Origin of the sequence: Defluviimonas salinarum (genome assembly GCF_026013545.1) — a bacterium.
GTDB classification, from domain to species: Bacteria; Pseudomonadota; Alphaproteobacteria; order Rhodobacterales; family Rhodobacteraceae; genus Albidovulum; species Albidovulum salinarum.
The window spans coordinates 217,068-235,883 of record NZ_JAPDOG010000001.1 but is presented as its reverse complement, the minus strand read 5'-3'; the positions used below and the strand labels follow the sequence as shown (position 1 = coordinate 235,883).

Genomic DNA, 18,816 nt, shown 5'->3' with positions numbered 1-18,816 from the left:
CATCACGCAGCTTTCACTACCGGGGGGCGCCAACCACGTCGTGTCCGTAAAGCCACTCGAACCGGCCAAGCACACGGTCCGGGGCGAACTTGCCGAGCGCCCGCAATCCCAGATGCGCGACATCGCGCCTGAGGCCCGACAGGTGATAGTTCCGCGCGTTGGCATTGGCGGCGTCGACGATGCGGCGGCATCGCCCCTCGCGTGCTCGTTGGTAGTCCGCGAATGCGGTTTCGGGTCCGGCGCCGGCATCCAGCGTCTCGGCGAGAACCCATGCATCCTCCAGCGCCATGTTCGCGCCCTGCGCGAGGAACGGCAGCGTCGGATGGGCGGCATCGCCAAGGATCGCCGCGCCGTGTCCGTGCCAGCGGGCTGCCACCGGGTGGCGGAACAACCCCCAGAGATTGGGCCGCTCGATCCGATCGAGCCAGCCCCGGACTTCGGGCACGAACTCCTCGAAAGCGATCCGCAGCGCCAGCGGGTCGTCGGTCAACGACCAGCTCTCCTCGGCCCAGCGGCGGCGCTCCTCGACCGCGACGATGTTCCGGAGCCGCCCGCCCCGCAAGGGATAGGTCACGAGGTGCCGGCCGGGGCCCATGAAGACCTGCGCGACCGGCGCGATGCCGGGCTCGGCCGGCAGGGTCGCGCGCCACGCCACCTGATGGGTGAAGAAAGGCGCCACCGTTCCGTTGAGCGCCGCCCGGACCTTCGAATGCAACCCGTCCGCGCCGATCAGGATCTCGGCCTCGAACTCCTCCCCGAGCGTGGTCACGAGACGCGGCGGATGCGCACCCAGCCGGACCTCGTCGACCTGTTTCAGGAGCCGGATCGTCACGCCCGCGTCCCGCGCGCCCTCCTGGAGCACATCAATGAGATCGGCCCTGTGCAGGAACAGGAAGTCGTTGCCCGTCCCCGCCCGCGACAGGTCCATCCGCAGCACGACCGCGCCGCTCTCGCCGTCGCGAAGCTCGACCGCCTCAGCGCGCTGCCCGGCCTTTCCGAGCGCCGCGCCAAGGCCGAGCGCGGATATGACCCGCGCGCCGTTCGGGGAAATCTGTAGGCCCGCCCCGACCTCGCGGATCTCCGGCGCCTGTTCGAGCACCGTCACCTCCGCCCCGCGGAGCGCCAGGGCGCGAGCGACGGACAGGCCGGCCACGCCGGCCCCGAGCACCGTGACTTTCCGCCCCTTCAACATACCCGTACCCCCGAAAAAGAACGGCACCGGAGCCTTGCGACCACGGTGCCGGAAATCCCTGCCCCTGCGCGCAGCGGCTCAATCGTCGCGATGCACGCGCTCGCGCCGCTCGTGCTTTTCCTGCGCCTCGAGCGTCATCGTCGCGATCGGCCGCGCGTCAAGGCGCTTCAGCGAGATCGGCTCGCCGGTCATCTCGCAATAGCCGTACTCGCCGCTGTCGATCCGTCGCAGCGCCGAATCGATCTTGGTGACGAGCTTGCGCTGGCGGTCGCGGGTCCGAAGCTCCAGCGCCCGATCGGTCTCCTCGCTGGCGCGGTCGGCGATGTCCGGGACGTTCCGGGCACTGTCCTGAAGACCTTCGAGCGTCTCGGCGGACTGCTCGAGCAGTTCTTCCTTCCACGTCTGCAGTTTCCGGCGGAAATATTCGAGCTGACGCTCGTTCATAAAGGGCTCGTCTTCGGCCGGACGGTAATCGTTGGGAAGAAAGACCTCGGGTTTCATCTCTGCTCCCTTCTGCCGGCCGGAATCTGAATTCGGCTTGTTCATGTGCATCCGGCTCTCCTCGGGCGCTCCCATAACGCAACCGGCGGGGGTTGTCACTAGGCCTAACCCGGCCTTGCGGCAAATTGATGGCGCCGCTAAGACTCCCGGGACACACCTGCTGCAAAATGACGGAAACCCGGGTCAAACCCGCTTCAAAGTGACGGAAATCCAGTGAAATTCGCCGGCACCGAACAATATGTCGCAACCGCCGACCTGACGGTCGCCGTCAATGCCTCGGTGACGCTCGAACGGCCGCTCCTCGTGAAGGGCGAACCCGGCACCGGCAAGACCGAGCTTGCCCGTCAGGTCGCGCTCTCGCTCGGGCTGCCGATCGTCGAATGGCACGTGAAGTCAACGACGAAGGCGGCGCAGGGGCTTTACGAATACGATGCCGTGAGCCGGCTCCGCGACAGCCAACTCGGCGACGAGCGGGTCCATGACGTGAGCAACTACATCCGCAAGGGCAAGCTCTGGCAGGCCTTCGAGGCCGAGACCAAGGTCGTGCTCCTGATTGACGAGATCGACAAGGCGGACATCGAGTTTCCCAACGACCTCCTGCAGGAACTCGACCGGATGGAGTTCCACGTCTACGAGACCGGCGACACGATCCGCGCGAAGCACCGCCCGGTCATCGTCATCACCTCGAACAACGAGAAGGAACTGCCCGACGCGTTCCTCAGGCGCTGCTTCTTCCACTACATCCGCTTCCCCGAGGCCGAGACGCTGAAGCAGATCGTCGAGGTCCACTATCCGGGCATCAAGGAGCACCTGCTCGCGACCGCGCTGACGCAGTTCTACGAGATCCGCGAGACGCCGGGATTGAAAAAGAAGCCCTCGACCTCCGAGGTGCTCGACTGGCTGAAACTGATCCTCGCCGAGGATCTCTCGCCCGAGGAACTCAAGCGGGATCCGGCGAGCCTCTTGCCGAAGCTGCACGGAGCCCTTCTGAAGAACGAGCAGGACGTGCAGCTATTCGAGCGGCTCGCGTTCATGGCGCGGGGACGGAGCTGAGGCGGCGCCCGGGTTTTACCCACGGAGCCGGTCCGAAAAGTTGCCCCTTCCCTCTCGCGCTGTAACGAAGGCTCGGCTAACCTTCTCGTGAGAAGCGGAAGGAGCGAGTGGCGATGCCCGACATTCTGACGATCCGGCCGGTCGCGGCCGGCGATGAGCAGGCGCGTCGCGTTCCGCCCCATCGTCGTCCGGCCCCGGCCCTTTCACACGAACGGACCTGAGCGTTGCGCCTCCTGCTTTGCGCCCTGGTTCTGGCCGCAACCGCCTGCACCCCCGTCCCGCCCCCGCCGGTCACGGCCCGCATGGTGCTGCCGGATCTGCCGCCGATGCGCCGCTTCGCCGGCCCCTCCGTGACACCGCCGCGCCGCGCCAATGCGGACATGGCGGAAGATTTCATGGACCTTTCGTTCCGGCTCGAAAGCGGACGCGAGCTTGCCGTCTTCACGCGCTTCGAAGGCCCCGTACGCGTGCGGATGATCGGTGCCGTGCCTCCGAGCGCGCCGGAAGACCTGCGCCGGCTCCTCAGCCGGCTGCGGAACGAGGCCGGGATCGACATCATCCAGTCTGCCGATCCCGACAGCGAGGTCTCGATCGAATTCCTGCCGCTGCGCACGATGCAGCGCATGGTTCCCCAGGCCGCCTGTTTCGTGGCGCCCCGCGTCGGCTCGTCGCGCGAGTACCGCCGCGCCAGGCGTGCCATGATCGACTGGTACACCCTCACCTCGCGTGAACGCGCAGTGATCTTCATCCCGAGCGACACCGCCCCGCAGGAGGTCCGCGACTGCCTGCACGAGGAACTCGCCCAGGCGCTCGGCCCGCTGAACGACCTCTACCGGCTGCCGGATTCCGTCTTCAACGACGACAACATCCACACCGTGCTGACCGGTTTCGACATACTCATGCTGCGCGCCTATTACGCACCCGAACTGCGCAACGGGATGACTGCCCGTGACGTGGCCGTGCGCCTGCCCGCGCTCCTCGCCCGGCTCAACCCGCGTGGCGAGGCCGTGCGGCCGCGGCGCCCTGAAATCACCCCGCGCGCCTATGCCGACGCGATCGAGACCGCGCTCGGCCCCGGCACCTCTGAATCGCGGCGCCGCTCGGCCGCGGTCACGGCGATGAACATCGCCCGCGCCAACGGCTGGAGGGATGCGCGCGCCGGCTTCACCTGGCTCGCACTCGGCCGGCTTTCGCTCGGTTACGACGCGGAAGTCGCGGAATTCGCCTTCCGTCAGGCCGCCGCGATCTATCACAGCCAACCCGGCCTCGCACTGCACGCCGCCCATGCCGACATGCAGCTTGCCGCCTTCGCCCTCTCGCAGGGCCGCGCGAACGAGACCATCGCGCTCGCGGACGCCTCCATTCCTGCGGTCTCCGCGGCCGAGAACGCCGCCCTCCTCGCCCATTTCCTGATGGTCAAGGCCGAGGCGCTCGACATGCTCGGACGCAGCGGCGAGGCACGGCAGGTCAGGCTCGACAGCCTCGGCTGGGCGCGCTATGGCTTCGCCTCCGATACCGAGGTCTGGGGGAGGCTGATGAACATCGCCGCACTCTCCCCGGTCCAGAGAGCGAGACATCCATGATCTTCTTCGCCGCCACCCTTCTCGGCGCCCTCACCGGCTGGCTGCGCGCGACGCGCCGCGGCGGCGACCGGCTCGACAAGCTGCAGTATGCCGCGGTTCACGCGATCATCTTCGCCATCGCCGGGCTCTTCGTCACCATCGCCGTCCACCGCCTGTCCTGATCCCGCATGTTCCTTCGCTTCTTCGAGACACTCCGCAAGACCGGCATCCCGGTCACCTTGCGCGAGTATCTCGGCTTTCTCGAAGGCATGGCCTCGGGCCTCGTCACCTACGACATCGAAGGCTTCTACTACCTCGCCCGCACCGCGATGGTGAAGGACGAGCGCCATCTCGACCGCTTCGACCGCGCCTTCTCGGAGGCCTTCAAGGGGCTCGAGGCGATCTCGGTCGAACAGGTGCTGGAGGCAATCGACCTTCCGGTCGAATGGCTGGAGAAACTCGCCGAAAAGACGCTGAGTGAAGAAGAGAAGGCGCAGATCGAAGCCCTGGGCGGGTTCGAGAAGCTGATGGAGACGCTGAAGAAGCGGCTCGAGGAACAGAAGGGCCGCCATCAGGGCGGTTCGAAATGGATCGGCACCGCCGGCACCTCTCCCTTCGGCGCCTATGGCTACAACCCCGAAGGCGTCCGGATCGGCCAGAAGGAAAGCCGCCACCAGCGCGCGGTGAAGGTCTGGGACCGGCGCGACTTCCGGAATCTCGACGACACGGTCGAGCTTGGAACCCGCAACATCAAGGTGGCGCTGAAACGGCTCCGCCGCTGGGCGCGCACGGGGGCGGCAGAGGAACTGGACCTCGCGGGCACGATCCGCGCCACCGCCGAACACGGCTACCTCGACGTCAAGACCCGGCCGGAACGGCACAATGCGGTGAAGGTGCTGCTCTTTCTCGATGTCGGCGGCTCGATGGATCCGCATATCCGCGTCGTCGAGGAACTGTTCTCGGCCGCCCGCGCCGAGTTCAAGCATCTCGAGTACTACTACTTCCACAACTGCCTCTACGAGGGCGTCTGGCGCGACAACCGCCGCCGCTGGGACCAGCAGACCCCGACCTGGGAGGTGCTTCGGACCTATGGCGGCGACTACAAGGCGATCTTCGTCGGCGACGCCTCGATGTCACCCTACGAGATCGCCTATCCCGGCGGCGCGAACGAGCACTGGAACGCCGAGGCCGGTCAGGTCTGGCTGGCCCGCGCGCGCGAGCACTGGCCCTACAATGTCTGGCTCAATCCCCTGCCCGAGCGGCACTGGCAATACACCCAGTCGGTCGGCATGGTCCGCCAGATCTTCGAGGGCCGGATGTTCCCGCTGACCCTCGAAGGGATCGGACGGGCGATGAAGGCGATGACCTGACCCGGCCGAGGCGGTCCCGCTTGATCTGAATCGCCCGATGCCGGAGGCTGGACCTCCGTTCCCGATCCGGCGCCATGCTCCTTCGCTTCATCCTTGCCTTCCTCGTGATCACCCTCACCGGCTGCGGCGCCCCCACGCTGCCACCGCGCGGAGCAGAGTCCCCCCTGGCCTACGACCGCGCCGAGGTCGCGCGGGCGCCCAGGCTCGCGATCCTCGTGCCCGGCGCCTTCGCCTCGGTGTCGATCTTCGCCGCTGCCGACCGCTGGCGCGATGCCGGCTACGCGCTCGTCTACTACCGCTTTCCCGGCCTCGACGGCCTGCCGCTCGATCACGCGCTGAGGATCGAGACGGCGGCCGACACCATCGCCGAGTTCGCGCGAGAGCATCCCGGCAAGAAGATCCGGCTTTTCGGCTATTCCGCCGGCGGGCCGATCGTCATCGAGGCGGCCCGCCGCCTTGAGGGCTACGACGTCCGCGCCGCCGCCCTGGCCCCGTCGCCGGATCACGCGGGCGGTATCCGGACCACGCTGCGCGGAACGCTCGACCTGCTCGGCGCTGCGAGACGTGCCGGAACATTCGACCGCGACGCGGTCTGGGAGGAATACTACCGTGTCCTCCTCTTCGGCCGTGCGGGGCTTGCCGATCCCGAGCTTGCCGAACTCTCGCGCAGGATCGCGGCGGAACAGCGCGGAAAGATCCTCGTCCCCGACCGGGAAATGGCGCGCGCGCACACCCGCGACCTGCGCCAATGGAGACTAGAGCCGGTGCCGGACTGGCTCCAGCCGCGCGTTCGCATCTATCTCGGCCGCGAGGACCCGATCTTCTCGCTCGACCAGACCCTCGCCGTGGCGCAGAAGGCCGGCGACGGCGGGGTCTACGCCTATCCCCGACAAGGGCATCTGATGTTCCTGACCGGACCCCGCGTTTTCGACGACGTGCTGGCCTTCTTCGAGGATCCCTGAGAAGAGGACACCCTGGCGCCCTTTCCAACCACACCGTCCCGCCCCCATATATAACCCATGCTGAAGCTGACCCCGATCCTCCTTGCGCTGCTTTACGGCGTCGTGATCTACCGCTTCTCCGCCTGGCGGACGGCGCGGACGCTCGACGCGCAATCGACGCCGCTCGCAGATCCGCAGCTTCTCGCCGTGACCGCCCGCCTCGCAACCGCGCTCGGCATCCAGCGCGTCCCGGTCCATCTGTACGAGATCGCGCCTGTGAATGGCCTCGCCGCACCGGACGGCCGCATCTTCCTCACGCGGGGCTTTTACCAGAAGTTCCGCGAGGGCGCGGTTACAGCCGAGGAAATGGCGAGCGTCATCGCCCACGAACTCGGCCATGTAGCACTTGGCCACGCAAGGCGCCGGATGATCGACTTTTCCGGCCAGAACGCGATCCGGGTCGTGCTGGCGACGGTTCTCGGCCGGTTCCTGCCCGGGATCGGCATCTATGTCGCGGGGTTCCTCACCTCGCTGCTCGCCGCTCGGCTGAGCCGTCAAGACGAATACGAAGCCGACGAATGGGCCTCGGCGCTGCTCGTCAAGGCGGGGATCGGCACCGGCCCGCAGAAGTCGCTGTTCTCGAAGCTCGAAACCCTCACCGGCATGGGCGGCAGCGCCCCGGCATGGATGATGAGCCATCCGAAATCCGCCGACCGCATCGCCGCGATCGAGGCCAACGAGGTTAAATGGGGCGTGACGCGCTGAGAGCGCGCCACCTGCGCCATCACTTCTTTACCGGGTTCCCGACGTGCTTTCTCAGCCGCGACGGCGTGTGGAACTTCTTGTCCTTGTAGGGGTTCTTGTCGCCCTGATCGCGGAACGTCAGCCGGACCGGCGTTCCCGGCATGTCAAAATCGGCCCGCAACCCGTTGACAAGATAGCGCGAATAGCTGTCGGGTAGCTGGTCGGCATGGTTGCACATGACGACGAATGCGGGCGGCCGCGTCTTCACCTGGGTCATGTACCTGAGCTTGATCCGACGCCCGCCCGGCGCCGGGGGCGGATGCGCCTCCGTCATCGCGCCGAGCCACTGGTTGAGCTTCGCCGTCGTTATCCGGCGGTTCCAGACGTCATAGGCCTTCAGGATCGCGTTGTGGAGCCGGTCGAGCCCCTTGCCGGTCTTGGCCGAGACCGTGACCAGCGGCGCACCCTTGAGCTGCGGCAAAAGTCGCTCGAACGCCTCGCGCAACTCCTTCAGCTTCTCGGTCTTGTCCTCTTCGAGGTCCCACTTGTTGGCGGCCAGCACCACCGCACGGCCCTCGGTCTCGGCGAAGTCGGCGATCCGCAGGTCCTGCTGCTCGAACGGGATGCCGACGTCGAGGAGCACGACCACGACCTCGGCGAAACGGACGGCGCGGAGACCGTCTGCAACGGAAAGCTTTTCAAGCTTTTCAGTAACTTTCGCTTTCTTCCTCATGCCGGCGGTATCGAAGATCCGCATCGGCGTGCCCATGAAGTCGGCGCTGACCGAGATCGCGTCGCGGGTGATCCCGGCTTCCGGGCCGGTGAGCAGGCGCTCTTCGCCGATGATCTTGTTGATCAGCGTCGACTTGCCGGCGTTCGGCCGCCCGATCACGGCGATCTGCAAGGGTTTCTCGCGGGTCGGCTTGCGCGGGCCCTCGTCGGCCTCGTCGTCGCTGACGTCGACATCGACCTCGGGCGCGTCCACCGCGGCGCGGGCTGCGAACTCCTCGGCCAGCGGACGGAGCATGTGGTAAAGCTCGTCCATCCCCTCGCCATGTTCGGCCGAGAGCCGCAGGGGCTCGCCGAGGCCGAGCGCATAGGCCTCGATCACGCCGGCGTCGGCCGCCCTGCCCTCGGCCTTGTTGGCGGCGAGGATCACATGGGCGTTCTTCTTCCTCAGGATCTCGGCGAAGACCTGGTCGGTCGGCGTGACCCCGGCCCGCGCGTCGATCACGAAGAGGCAGATATCGGCCATCTCGACCGCGCGCTCGGTCAGCCGCCGCATCCGGCCCTGAAGGCTGTCGTCGGCCACGTCCTCGAGCCCGGCGCTGTCGATCGCGATGAAGCGCAGGTCACCGAGCCGCGCCTCGCCCTCGCGCAGATCGCGGGTGACGCCCGGCTGGTCATCGACGAGCGCGAGCTTCTTGCCCACGAGCCGGTTGAACAGCGTGGACTTGCCGACATTGGGGCGCCCGACAATGGCGAGGGTGAAGCTCATATGCGTATCCTTGAGGGCCGAAGCCGCCCTCTTACACAAGCTTTCGCCTAGCGGAAAGCCTGAAGCGTGCCCGATTTGCTCACCACGTAGAGCACGCCGCCAGCCACCGCCGGCGCCGAGGCCGCGCCGCCCGGCAGTTCCACCGTCCGGACAAGCGCCCCCGAGGCGGGATCGAAGCTGCGGATCAAGCCGTCGGAGGAGGCGACGACCAGCCGGCCACCGGCAAGAACCGGGCCGTAATGGGCGACGATGTCACGACGCCGCTTGTCGCGGTCCTTGGTGAAATAGGGCATGTCGACGCGCCAGACCTCGGCGCCGGTCGCCGCGTCGAGCCGCATCAGCTGATCCTCGTCGTTGACGAAGAAGACAGCGCCCCCGGCGACCGCGACGGGGCTCGTCGCGCCATCGCGGGCCGACCAGAGCGTGAGACCGGTATCGGCATTGACTGCCGCCAGCCGGCCGGCCGAGGTGCCGGCATAGACGACGCCGTCCGCGATCACCGGATCGCCGGTCAAGTCCGCGAACGAGGCATAGGCACGGCCGCGTCTTTGACCCGCGACATTGGCGCTCCAGAGACCGACGCCGCTGTCCTTCGCGGCCGCGACCATCTGACCCGAAGTGAAGGGGAAGATCGCCTGCCGCGCATCGACTGCCGGCGCGGCGGCTCCCAACACGCCGGCATTCGAGGGCGTACCGGGCAGCACCCATTCGACCTTGCCGTCCGACGCGCGCACGGCCCAGGCCGAGGCGTCGCGCGCAACGACGTAGACGCGCCCGTCCGAGACCGCCGGCGCGCCGCCGACCGCGGCGTCGAAGCGCTGGCGCCAGACGACCGCGCCGCTCGCCGGATCGAGCGCCAGGAGCTCGCCATAGCCGCTGGTCGCGAAGATCCGACCCTCGCCATAGGCGAGACCGCCGCCCGAGGCGTCGCCGCTCCGCTCGGACGGCGGCGTCAGGTCGGCCTGCCACAGCGTCGCGCCATTGGTGCCGGTCGCGGTCACGGTCGCCCTGGAGTCGAGCGTGAAGATCCGCCCCGTCGCGACGATCGGATCGGCGGTGATGCGGTTCCTGCGGCCGTCGCCCTCACCGATCCGCGCGCTCCAGAACGGCGCCGGCGACGCCGAGAGCGCGACATGCCCGATCCGGTGGGTGGTCGCGCCGCCGCGATGGGTCCACTCCGCGTTCCGCTGCATCGCCGGCAGCGAGATCGGCGCCGCAACGGCCGCTGCCGGCGCAAGCTGCGCGGCATCGGCTCCGATGGCGGCGGCCCGCACGTCCTGACGCTCGCCTTCGAGGATCACCTCGGGGTCCGTGCAGGCCGAAACCAGCACGAGAATGCCTGCCGCACCAATCGCTCGGGAAATCATCACCTGCCTGCCTCTTCGTTCGTTGCATCCCCGGCGGCGCGCGACGGCGCACCGCCCGCCCGTCAGGCCGCTTCGGGATCGCCGCCCAGAATTACAATCAACTGCGTCACGCGCCGGCGCAAGCCCGCGGTCACGTCCGGTTCCTCGAGGATCCGCCGCAGAAGCTCCAACGCCTCGTCGTCCTTCGCGTCGGCCATCAGCACCAGCGCCTGCTGCTCCAGCGCCAGAACCCGGAACGGCGCACCGGGCTGGGCGAGTTCCTCGAGCGCCGCGTCGCGCTCGGCCGCATCCATCTCGGCGCCCGCCAGGATCACCGCCTTGAGCCGGGCGAGATCGCGGTAGCCGGCCGAAACCTCGGGATCGGCCGCCAGCGCCTCGAACCGGTCGCGCGCCCCGTCGCGATCGCCCGACCGCAGCGCCTCGTGCGCGGCGAGGAGGGTCACCATCGCGCGCTGCCCGGCGCCATCGCCGACGCCGTCCGCACCGATCGCCTCCAGCGCCGCGAGCCGCGCCGCGGCATCGTCGGATTCGAGCGCGGCCACGATACTGTCGCCGAAGCCTTGCGCGGCGGTCTTGTGGCGCGCCTTCTGCCACTCGGTATACCCTGCGCCGCCGACGATCAGCACGACGAGCGCGATGCCGATCCAGCCGTATTTGCGCATCAGCGCAAAGAGCTTGTCGCGGCGGACCTCCTCGGTCACCTCGTCGATGAAACTGTCGGTTTCGCTCACGCCGATCTCCCTCGTGCCGAGGCCCGCGACGGGCCCGGTCTGCGGCCCGTCTTACACGCAAGCCCGAGCCCTTGCCAAGCCCGGAGCCGCCGCCGCAACGCCCGCGCGCTGATCCCTGCGCGCGGGTCCAGGAGATCCGGTCTCAGTTCTTCGGCGCGTAGTGCCACTGGCGATCGGGCGGCAAGTCGGTGACAAGCACGTCCTCGGCACCGGCGGCCAGCCTTTCGGGCGGCGCCGCCGCCGCGTCGTCCTCCTCGGCGGACTGGCGCGCCCACATCGCCGCATAGCGGCCGCCCCTGGCGAGCAGGTCGTCGTGCCGCCCGATCTCGGCGATCTCGCCCTTTTCGAGCACCACGATCCGGTCGGCATCGGCAATCGTCGAGAGTCGGTGCGCGATGGTGATCACCGTGCGGCCCTTGCCCATCGCCTTCAGGCTTTCCTGGATGTCGCGTTCGGTCTGGGTGTCGAGGGCCGACGTCGCCTCGTCGAGAAGCAGGATCGGCGGGTTCTTCAGGAGCGTCCGGGCGATCCCGACGCGCTGCTTCTCGCCGCCCGAGAGCTTCAGGCCGCGCTCGCCGACCTTGGTTTCGTAGCCTTCCGGTAGCGACATGATGAAGTCGTGGATCTTCGCGGCCTTTGCCGCCGCGATCAGCTCCTCGCGGCTGGCCTCGGGGCGACCGTAGGCGATGTTGTAAAGGACCGTGTCGTTGAAGAGCACGGTGTCCTGCGGCACGACGCCGATCAGCGCGTGCAGCGAATCCTGGGTGACGTCGCGCAGATCCTGCCCGTCGATCCGGAGCGCCCCGCCGGTGACGTCATAGAACCGGAAGAGGAGCCGCCCGATGGTCGACTTGCCCGAGCCCGACGGCCCGACGATCGCCACGGTCTCGCCGGCCCCGATGGACAGGCTGATGCCCTTGAGGATCGGCCGGGCCGCGTCATAGCCGAACTTCACCCGGTCGAGCGTGACCTCGCCGCCCTTCACCGAAAGCGGCTTTGCGCCGGGCCTGTCGGTGACCTCGGCGGGTTGTTCGAGAAGGTCGAACATCTCGCCCATGTCGACCAGCGCCTGGCGGATCTCGCGGTAGACGGTGCCGAGAAAGTTCAGCGGCATGGTGATCTGGATCATGTAGGCGTTGACCATGACGAAATCGCCCACCGTCAGCGTTCCCGACTGCACCCCGAAGGCGGCCATGACCATCACGATCACCAGCCCCGCGGTGATCAGCAGAGCCTGGCCGAAATTCAGGAGCGAGAGCGACTGACCGGTCTTGATGGCAGCACCTTCATAGCCGCGCATCGCCTCGTCGTAGCGGTGCGCCTCGCGTGCCTCGGCGCCGAAATACTTCACCGTCTCGAAGTTCAGGAGGCTATCGATCGCCTTCTGGTTCGCGTCGGTGTCCTGTTCGTTCATCTTTCGACGGATCTTCACCCGCCATTCGGTGATCTTGAACGTGTAGGTGACATAGAGCGTGATCGTGACCAGCACGACGGCAGCGTAACGCCAGTCGAACAGCAGCGCGAAGATCACCGTCACCATGCTGAGTTCTAGGATCAGCGGACCGACCGACAGGAGCATGAAGCGCAGCAGGAACTCGACCCCCTTCACGCCGCGCTCGATCACCCGGCTCAGGCCGCCGGTCTTGCGGGTGATGTGGTAGCGCATCGACAGGCGATGGATGTGGGTAAAGGTCTCGAGCGCGAGCTTCCTGAGCGCCCTTTGCCCCACCCGCACGAAGATCACGTCCCGAAGCTCGTTGAACCCGATCGTGCCGATCCGCGCCATCCCGTAGGCCACCGTGAGCCCGATCGCCCCCATCGCGAGCAGCCAGGCGTCGCCCCGCCCCTCGCCCGAAAGCGAATCCACGGCCGCCTTGTAGAAGAACGGCGTCAGCACCGAGACGATCTTGGCGACGACCAGCGCGCTCAGCGACAGAACAACGCGCCGCTTCACCCAGAACTGGTCCTCGGGCCAGAGATAGGGCGCCACGCGTTTCAGCGTTCGCGCGCTGCGACGCCAGCCATCCGCTGTTGTTCCCTGGTTGCCAGCCATCCGGTCACCGCCTCTTGTCGCATGGTCAACCCGGTTGATCGCAACGGCGGTCTCGGGTATCAAGATCATATTTCAACGTTTCATGAGTAGTTGAACAGTGGAGCAGAGTAAAGCCCTGAACGCGCTGTCGGCGCTGGCCAACGGGACCCGGCTGGAACTCGTGCGCGCCCTGATCGGAACGGGTGCCGAGGGGCTCGCGGCAGGCGATATCGCGCGACGCCTCGACGTTTCCGCGTCGCGGCTGTCGTTCCACCTCTCGACGCTGGAACAGGCCGGGCTGATCACGTCGCGCCGGGAATCGCGCCATGTCTTCTACATGGCGGACGCCGGGGTGATCGGACAGGTCATCGCCTATCTGCTCAACGACTGCTGCTGCGCGCATCCCGAGATCCGCGCCTGCTGCACGCCGGAGACTGAAGGAAGCCTGCCACCGGGTCTCTGAGCAGGCTATTCGGCCGGCGCCGGCACGGTGAATATCTGGCCGGGATAGATGAGGTCCGGATCGCGGATCTGCTCCTTGTTCGCCTCGTAGACCTTCACATAGAGGATACCACTGCCATAGTTCTCGCGCGCGATCCGCCAGAGCGTGAAGCCCGGCTGCACGGTGACGATCGAGGCTTGCGTCGCCGGTGTACGCGGCGCGTCGCCCTCTGTCGCCACGGCGGTCGGGGCGGTTCCTCCTGCCGGAGCGGCGCCAGTGTCCGGAGCAGTCACGGACCCGTCGACCGTCGCACTCCCGTTCGCGGCCGCGGTGGAAAGCTCGGGAACTGCGTTGGTACGAAGCGCTGCGGCGACCGTTTCGGCCGCCTCGCGCAGAAACGGAGTCTCGAAGCGCGCGGTGACCTTGCCGCCCCCGTCGATCTGGTCGATCCGCATCGTATAGAGCCCCGGAGACAGATCCGAGAGTTCGGCCGTCCAGCGTCCGCCAGTTTCGACCGGAACCGTCAGGATCTCGCGGTTGTCGAGATAGACCCGGGCAAAGCTGCCGGAAGCGCCATGTCCGGCCACGCGGACGGCACCGGACGGCGCGTAGCCGATCGTGTCGATCACGATATCGCCGGGCGATACCGGCGAAGACTGCCGGCGCACGCCCTCGGAATCGACGATCAGCACATCCGGCTGGTCAGCCACTTCTGCCTCCGGTTGGGCGGGGGTTTCCTCCTCCGGTGCTGCTTCGACGACTTGGTCCGGTTCGCCAAATGGTTCGACGACCACCGCCGCCTCCGAAGCGACAACGCTGCCGTCTTTCTGAGACGTCTCCAACGTCAGGACACGCGGCTCGTCGCTCGGTGGCAACGAAAGCAGGGCCGCGAAGCTCCCTTTCGAGTCCGCGACCGCGGTCTGGGCTTCAGCGCCGTCGATACGGATCGTAACCGACGCCCCCGCTTCGGCGCGCCCGGCCACGAGCAGCGATCCCCCCGCATCGACCCGCACCGTGTCGAAAGACGGTACCGACGGCGATTCCGCCGCCGGTTTGGGCGGCTCCGGCGCGTTTGGCGCCTGCACGGCTGGAGCCGGCTGGGATACCGTCGCCGGCTCTTCGTCCGGCGACCCGGTCGGCAACCCGACCGGTGGCAGCAGAAAATGGCCGATCACTGCCGCCAAGGCGAGCCCGCCGAGCACACCGCCGACCCACTTCAAAGTAGCGGCGCCGTCGCTCCGGGCTACCGACTTGTCTTCCATGCATTTCCCCTCAGATGCGCATCCTTCCGTCGCGCTTGAGCGACCATAGCAACGCCGTTATCAGGGGTCAAAGCAACCCTGCGCGAGGATCCCATGTCCAGAACCCGGCATTCCGTTTGCGTCTACTGCGGCTCGCGCGTCGGCGCCCGTCCGGCCTACCCTGAGGCCGCGCGCGCAACCGGGTCGATGCTCGCGGCGAACGGCTGGCGGCTGGTCTACGGAGCGGGCGATGTCGGCCTGATGGGCGAGGTCGCCCGCGCCGCCCAAAGCGCCGGAGGCGAGACCTTCGGCGTGATCCCTACGCACCTTTTGTCGCTCGAAGTGGGCAAGCGCGATCTCTCGACCTTCGTCGTCACCGAGACGATGCACGAACGCAAGAAGGTCATGTTCATGAACGCCGACGCCGTCGTGGTTCTGCCCGGCGGCGGCGGATCGCTCGACGAGTTCTTCGAGGTGCTCACCTGGCGCCAGCTCGGACTCCACGCGAAGCCGATCGTCCTCCTGAACACCCAGGGCTATTGGGACCGGCTCGTCGCGCTCATCGACGCGATCGTCGACGAGGGATTCGCAGACGCCTCGCTGCGGGGCTTCGTCGAGGTGGCCTCGACGGTCGAGGCGCTCGAGGCGGTGCTGCGGCGCGGCTTCGCCACGCGCGGCTAGACCGCGACCGGCACCTGCCGGCGCCGGCGCTCCTGCCGCAGCGCGCTCAGCGAATAGACGGCAAGCGCGGTCCAGATCAGCGGGAAGGCGATCATGTGCCAGAGCGTCACCGGCTCGGCGAAAATCAACGCGGCGACGGCAAACTGCAGCGTCGGGTTGAGGTACTGGACGAGGCCCACGGTCGCCATCCGCACCCGCTTGGTGGCGTAGGAAAAGAGCATCAGCGGGCCTCCTGTCAGGATGCCCGACAGCGCGAGGATCACGCTGTCGGGCCAGTTGGCGCCGAAGGCACCGCCGCCCCTGCCCCAATGCCCCGAATGGACGCCCCAGAGCCAGAGCGCGGCCACGGGCGCGAGTAGCGTCACCTCGGCCGCGACCGACACGACCGGCCCCGCCTCGATCCGGCGCTTGAGCAGGCCGTAGATCCCGAATGTCGTGGCGAGAAAAAGCGCGATCCAGGGGGCGGCGCCGAGCCCGCCGGTCAGCACCGTGACCGCCAGCGCGGCCAGCGCCACCGCCGCCCACTGACCCCGGCTGAGCGTTTCGCCGAAAATCACGCGGCCGATCATCACCGCGACCAGCGGGAAGATGTAGTAGCCGAGCGAGGCCTCGATCGCGCGGCCGTTCTGGATCGACCAGATGAAGCCGAACCAGTTGGCCGAAATCATCAGCGCGGCGACAGCGACCAGGAGGACCGACCGCCCGGCAACGAGCGCGGGCAGAAGCCGGAGCCTGCCTTGGACGGCAAGGACGGCCAGAAAGAATACCAGCGACCAGAGCGTGCGATGGGCCAGCACCTCGGGCGGAGGAACATGGGCCACCGCCTTGTAGAAGATCCCCGACAAGCCCCAGACCGTACAGGCCAGGACCATCGCTAGAACGCCCTTGACCGCCTCGCTCATGCGCTGATCTCCACCATCGTGATCTCCGGCACGACGCCGAGGCGCACCGGCAGGATCGAGCAGCCGATCCCACCCGAGACGACGAGGTCGCGGCCCTCTTCGCGGACATGGCCATAGGCGAAGCGGTTGCCGTAGGCGGAGGGCACGAGCGGCGAATAGCCAAAGCACCGGACCTGCCCGCCATGCGTATGGCCCGACAGCGTGAGCGCGATCCGCTCCGGCACGCGCGGAAATATATCCGGCTCATGCGCGAGCAGGATCGCCGGTTCGTCACCTTCGATCTGGGCGAGCGTGCCGTCGAGATCGTCGACGCCCGTATATCGGCCCGGCCCGTCGACCAGCGCCAGCTGGTCGCCAAGCCCGGCGAGCCAGAAATCCCCGGCCGGCCGGACGATCTTCAGCGCGTGGTTCTCCAGCACCGGGATGCCGTTCGCTTCGAGCGCGGTGCCCGCGAGAACCGGCCCGGCGCGGCGGCGCTGGGCGCTCCGGTCATCCCACCAGTCGTGGTTGCCGAGGATCCCGTAGACACCGAGCGGCGCGGAGAGCCGGCCAAGCGCGGCGGCCGTCTCGGCCACCGGGACCTCTTTCGTGACGAAGCGGTGTCCAGCCGCGAGGTCGCCGAGCACGACGACGAGATCGGCGCCAAGCGCATTGGTGCGCGCGACGATCCGCCTGAGCCGGCGCAGCGGCACGAAGGGCTCGCCCATGTGAAGGTCCGCCACGACGGCGATCCTCAGCGGCGCCCCGCGCCAGCCCTCGGGCCTCACCTGCCAGCGCCGCACCCGGAGCCGCAGCGCCGGCTCGACGAAGAAGGCATAGGCGGAGGTGAAAAGGCCCGCCAGGAATACCCCCAGCAGGCCCCTCAATACGCCGCGCCGCGAGATCACCTCAGAGACGCGAGGCGACGTTTTCCCAGCTCACGAGCTTGTCGAGGAAGTTCGTGAGATAGGCGGGGCGCTTGTTGCGGAAGTCGATGTAGTAGCTGTGCTCCCACACGTCGCAGCCCAGAAGCGCGGTCTGGCCGAAGCAGAGCGGGTTCACGCCGTTCTCGGTCTTGGTGACCTTGAGGCTGCCGTCCTTGTCCTTGACGAGCCAGCACCAGCCCGAGCCGAACTGGCCCGCACCGGCGGCGGCGAAATCGTCCTTGAACTTCTGGACCGAACCGAAAGCCTCGGTGATCGCCTTTTCCAGCTCGCCCGGCATCGCCTTGCCGCCCGGCCCCATCATCTCCCAGAACTGGTTGTGATTCCAATGCTGCGAGGCGTTGTTGAAGATGCCGTTCTGCGCGACCGCACCGGCCTGGTAGGTGCCGGTGATGATGTCCTCGAGCGACTTGCCCTCCCACTCGGTCCCGGCAATCAGCTTGTTGCCGTTGTCGACATAGGCCTTGTGGTGCAGGTCGTGGTGATACTCGAGCGTCTCCTTCGACATGCCGAGCGCGGCGAGCGCGTCGTGGGCGTAGGGAAGATCGGGAAGTGTGAAGGCCATGGTTCTGTTCCTTTCGCGCGGAAATTTGCCCGCCCAGTAGAAACGCCTTCAAGCCTCAAAGGTCAATGGCTTGACGGCCTCAAACCCACGAATCCCGGCCGCCTTGATATGCCAGAGCCGGCAGATAAAGGCGGCGGCCAAGAACTTCGTGCTACGCTGGAACGCGGCCATTTCACGTTGGTTCCACCACGAACTGGTCAAGCCGACAAAGCGCCAGCCCCTCATCGTCGAGAAAATCGAAATGCCGCTCCCTCACGCGGCGCAGTTCAGCGACCGAGGCGGGTACCATGCCACGCTTCTTAAGGATGCGCGCCTCGTGGCGTGGCGTGTCGTTATCGCCGCGATGCGTGACGATGTTCGGAAAATGTGGATCAGTCACCGATACCATGCGGGACGGGATCTGGTAGTGCCCCCAATCGAACACCGTCCGGTCACGATGGCGAGTCATGGCGCCCGCCGAGAAGAAGGGGCTATACCAATTGTAGATACCTTCGGTCGGGCCATCGGTTACACAATAGTACTGCTGAGCGAAGCTTATCGCGAAGTTCTGGTTTTCCCACATCGCCGTGGCGTGACGCCGGGCGCGACGGATAAAATCCTTCGAAACGCAGTCGTCGTCGTCCAACCGAAACTGAAGCGTGTCGCCCGGCGCGATTGCCAGTTCCGCCAAGGTCTCCCGGATCACGTCGGAGATATGCGTTGGCGGCACGAACCTCAGGACGACCGCTTTCACGCCGGCGCATATGCGGACTAGACGCTCCCTATAGTCGGCGGGCAGCCGGTCCGAGGCCACGACGAGGAACCGAAAGTCCTGATCGCTCTGGGCTGCGAGCGATTTCAGCGTCAGATGCTCGAATGTAGCAAGCCGGTTCTCCATCCGATCCGGCGCGAAGAGTTCGCGAGCCTTCTCTTCATAGATCTCCTCGAGCTTGTCATCCGGCTGGTTCCTGTAGGCCTTCCAATCACCGCGCCCCAGCATCGAGAACCGGCAGACGCCCAATATGTTCATGTTGTCGTGCATCTTATAATTCCCCTACTGCTAGACCAACGTAGCATTTCGTGGTGCAGGAC

At 67.2% G+C, this 18,816-nt stretch carries 20 protein-coding genes; 8 read left to right on the top strand and 12 right to left on the bottom strand.

Annotated elements, in window-relative coordinates:
* Positions 1–16: 16 nt before the first annotated feature.
* Both OM960_RS01200 and dksA read right to left on the bottom strand, forming a co-directional pair.
* On the bottom strand, positions 17–1,192 hold the full coding sequence (locus OM960_RS01200) for an FAD-dependent oxidoreductase (RefSeq protein ID WP_264770796.1): 1,176 nt from the start codon (positions 1,190–1,192) through the stop codon (positions 17–19).
* A gap of 78 nt (positions 1,193–1,270) precedes the next feature.
* On the bottom strand, positions 1,271–1,693 hold the full coding sequence (gene dksA / locus OM960_RS01195; RefSeq protein ID WP_263332715.1) for an RNA polymerase-binding protein DksA: 423 nt from the start codon (positions 1,691–1,693) through the stop codon (positions 1,271–1,273).
* A gap of 213 nt (positions 1,694–1,906) precedes the next feature.
* Between dksA and OM960_RS01190 the strand changes: the two genes are divergently transcribed.
* The 6 genes from OM960_RS01190 to OM960_RS01165 all read left to right on the top strand — a co-directional run bounded on the left by OM960_RS01190 (position 1,907) and on the right by OM960_RS01165 (position 7,384).
* Positions 1,907–2,746 carry an AAA family ATPase gene (locus OM960_RS01190; RefSeq protein ID WP_264770795.1) on the top strand — a complete coding sequence of 280 codons (840 nt, stop codon included), beginning with the start codon at positions 1,907–1,909 and terminating at the stop codon, positions 2,744–2,746.
* Positions 2,747–2,970: 224 nt separating this feature from the next.
* Positions 2,971–4,329, top strand: coding sequence for a DUF2927 domain-containing protein (locus OM960_RS01185; protein ID WP_264770794.1), 1,359 nt, complete (start codon positions 2,971–2,973; stop codon positions 4,327–4,329).
* Positions 4,326–4,490, top strand: coding sequence for a hypothetical protein (locus OM960_RS01180; RefSeq protein WP_263332405.1), 165 nt, complete (start codon positions 4,326–4,328; stop codon positions 4,488–4,490). Before OM960_RS01185 ends, OM960_RS01180 begins: the two co-directional genes overlap by 4 nt.
* A 6-nt stretch (positions 4,491–4,496) precedes the next feature.
* Positions 4,497–5,678 (top strand): vWA domain-containing protein, encoded by a 1,182-nt coding sequence (locus OM960_RS01175; RefSeq protein WP_264770793.1) that lies wholly within the window; start codon positions 4,497–4,499, stop codon positions 5,676–5,678.
* A 74-nt stretch (positions 5,679–5,752) separates the two neighbouring features.
* Positions 5,753–6,640, top strand: a complete 888-nt coding sequence (locus tag OM960_RS01170; RefSeq protein ID WP_263332400.1) for a lipase family alpha/beta hydrolase — start codon at positions 5,753–5,755, stop codon at positions 6,638–6,640.
* Positions 6,641–6,697: 57 nt separating this feature from the next.
* Positions 6,698–7,384 (top strand): M48 family metallopeptidase, encoded by a 687-nt coding sequence (locus OM960_RS01165; RefSeq protein ID WP_263332397.1) that lies wholly within the window; start codon positions 6,698–6,700, stop codon positions 7,382–7,384.
* A gap of 19 nt (positions 7,385–7,403) precedes the next feature.
* Here OM960_RS01165 and der read toward each other — a convergent pair whose 3' ends face one another.
* The 4 genes from der to OM960_RS01145 all read right to left on the bottom strand — a co-directional run bounded on the left by der (position 7,404) and on the right by OM960_RS01145 (position 13,012).
* On the bottom strand, positions 7,404–8,861 hold the full coding sequence (der, locus tag OM960_RS01160; protein WP_264770792.1) for a ribosome biogenesis GTPase Der: 1,458 nt from the start codon (positions 8,859–8,861) through the stop codon (positions 7,404–7,406).
* Between the two features lie 47 nt (positions 8,862–8,908).
* Entirely contained in the window at positions 8,909–10,228 is a 1,320-nt protein-coding gene (locus OM960_RS01155) for an outer membrane protein assembly factor BamB family protein (protein ID WP_264770791.1), read from the bottom strand.
* Positions 10,229–10,290: 62 nt separating this feature from the next.
* Positions 10,291–10,959 carry a tetratricopeptide repeat protein gene (locus OM960_RS01150; protein ID WP_264770790.1) on the bottom strand — a complete coding sequence of 223 codons (669 nt, stop codon included), beginning with the start codon at positions 10,957–10,959 and terminating at the stop codon, positions 10,291–10,293.
* A gap of 142 nt (positions 10,960–11,101) precedes the next feature.
* Positions 11,102–13,012 (bottom strand): ABCB family ABC transporter ATP-binding protein/permease, encoded by a 1,911-nt coding sequence (locus OM960_RS01145; protein ID WP_264770789.1) that lies wholly within the window; start codon positions 13,010–13,012, stop codon positions 11,102–11,104.
* A gap of 97 nt (positions 13,013–13,109) precedes the next feature.
* Here OM960_RS01145 and OM960_RS01140 point away from each other — a divergent pair, with 97 nt between their 5' ends.
* Positions 13,110–13,454 (top strand): ArsR/SmtB family transcription factor, encoded by a 345-nt coding sequence (locus OM960_RS01140; RefSeq protein WP_264770788.1) that lies wholly within the window; start codon positions 13,110–13,112, stop codon positions 13,452–13,454.
* A gap of 5 nt (positions 13,455–13,459) precedes the next feature.
* Here OM960_RS01140 and OM960_RS01135 read toward each other — a convergent pair whose 3' ends face one another.
* Positions 13,460–14,695 (bottom strand): LysM peptidoglycan-binding domain-containing protein, encoded by a 1,236-nt coding sequence (locus OM960_RS01135; RefSeq protein WP_264770787.1) that lies wholly within the window; start codon positions 14,693–14,695, stop codon positions 13,460–13,462.
* Positions 14,696–14,788: 93 nt separating this feature from the next.
* Here OM960_RS01135 and OM960_RS01130 point away from each other — a divergent pair, with 93 nt between their 5' ends.
* On the top strand, positions 14,789–15,355 hold the full coding sequence (locus OM960_RS01130; protein ID WP_263332385.1) for an LOG family protein: 567 nt from the start codon (positions 14,789–14,791) through the stop codon (positions 15,353–15,355).
* Here the strand turns inward: OM960_RS01130 and rarD are convergent.
* Genes rarD through OM960_RS01105 form a run of 5 tightly spaced genes read right to left on the bottom strand, consistent with a single transcriptional unit; the run spans position 15,352 to position 18,766 of the window.
* On the bottom strand, positions 15,352–16,257 hold the full coding sequence (gene rarD, locus OM960_RS01125) for an EamA family transporter RarD (protein WP_264770786.1): 906 nt from the start codon (positions 16,255–16,257) through the stop codon (positions 15,352–15,354). The two genes, OM960_RS01130 and rarD, sit on opposite strands and share 4 nt — an antisense overlap.
* A complete protein-coding gene (locus OM960_RS01120; protein ID WP_264770785.1) occupies positions 16,254–17,123 on the bottom strand; it encodes a metallophosphoesterase in 870 nt (289 codons plus the stop codon). Before OM960_RS01120 ends, rarD begins: the two co-directional genes overlap by 4 nt.
* 22 nt (positions 17,124–17,145) lie before the next feature.
* Positions 17,146–17,745, bottom strand: a complete 600-nt coding sequence (locus OM960_RS01115; protein ID WP_264770784.1) for a superoxide dismutase — start codon at positions 17,743–17,745, stop codon at positions 17,146–17,148.
* Between the two features lie 48 nt (positions 17,746–17,793).
* A complete protein-coding gene (locus tag OM960_RS01110; RefSeq protein ID WP_263332377.1) occupies positions 17,794–17,916 on the bottom strand; it encodes a hypothetical protein in 123 nt (40 codons plus the stop codon).
* A 1-nt stretch (position 17,917) separates the two neighbouring features.
* On the bottom strand, positions 17,918–18,766 hold the full coding sequence (locus OM960_RS01105; protein WP_263332375.1) for a putative rhamnosyl transferase: 849 nt from the start codon (positions 18,764–18,766) through the stop codon (positions 17,918–17,920).
* Between the last annotated feature and the right edge of the window lie 50 nt (positions 18,767–18,816).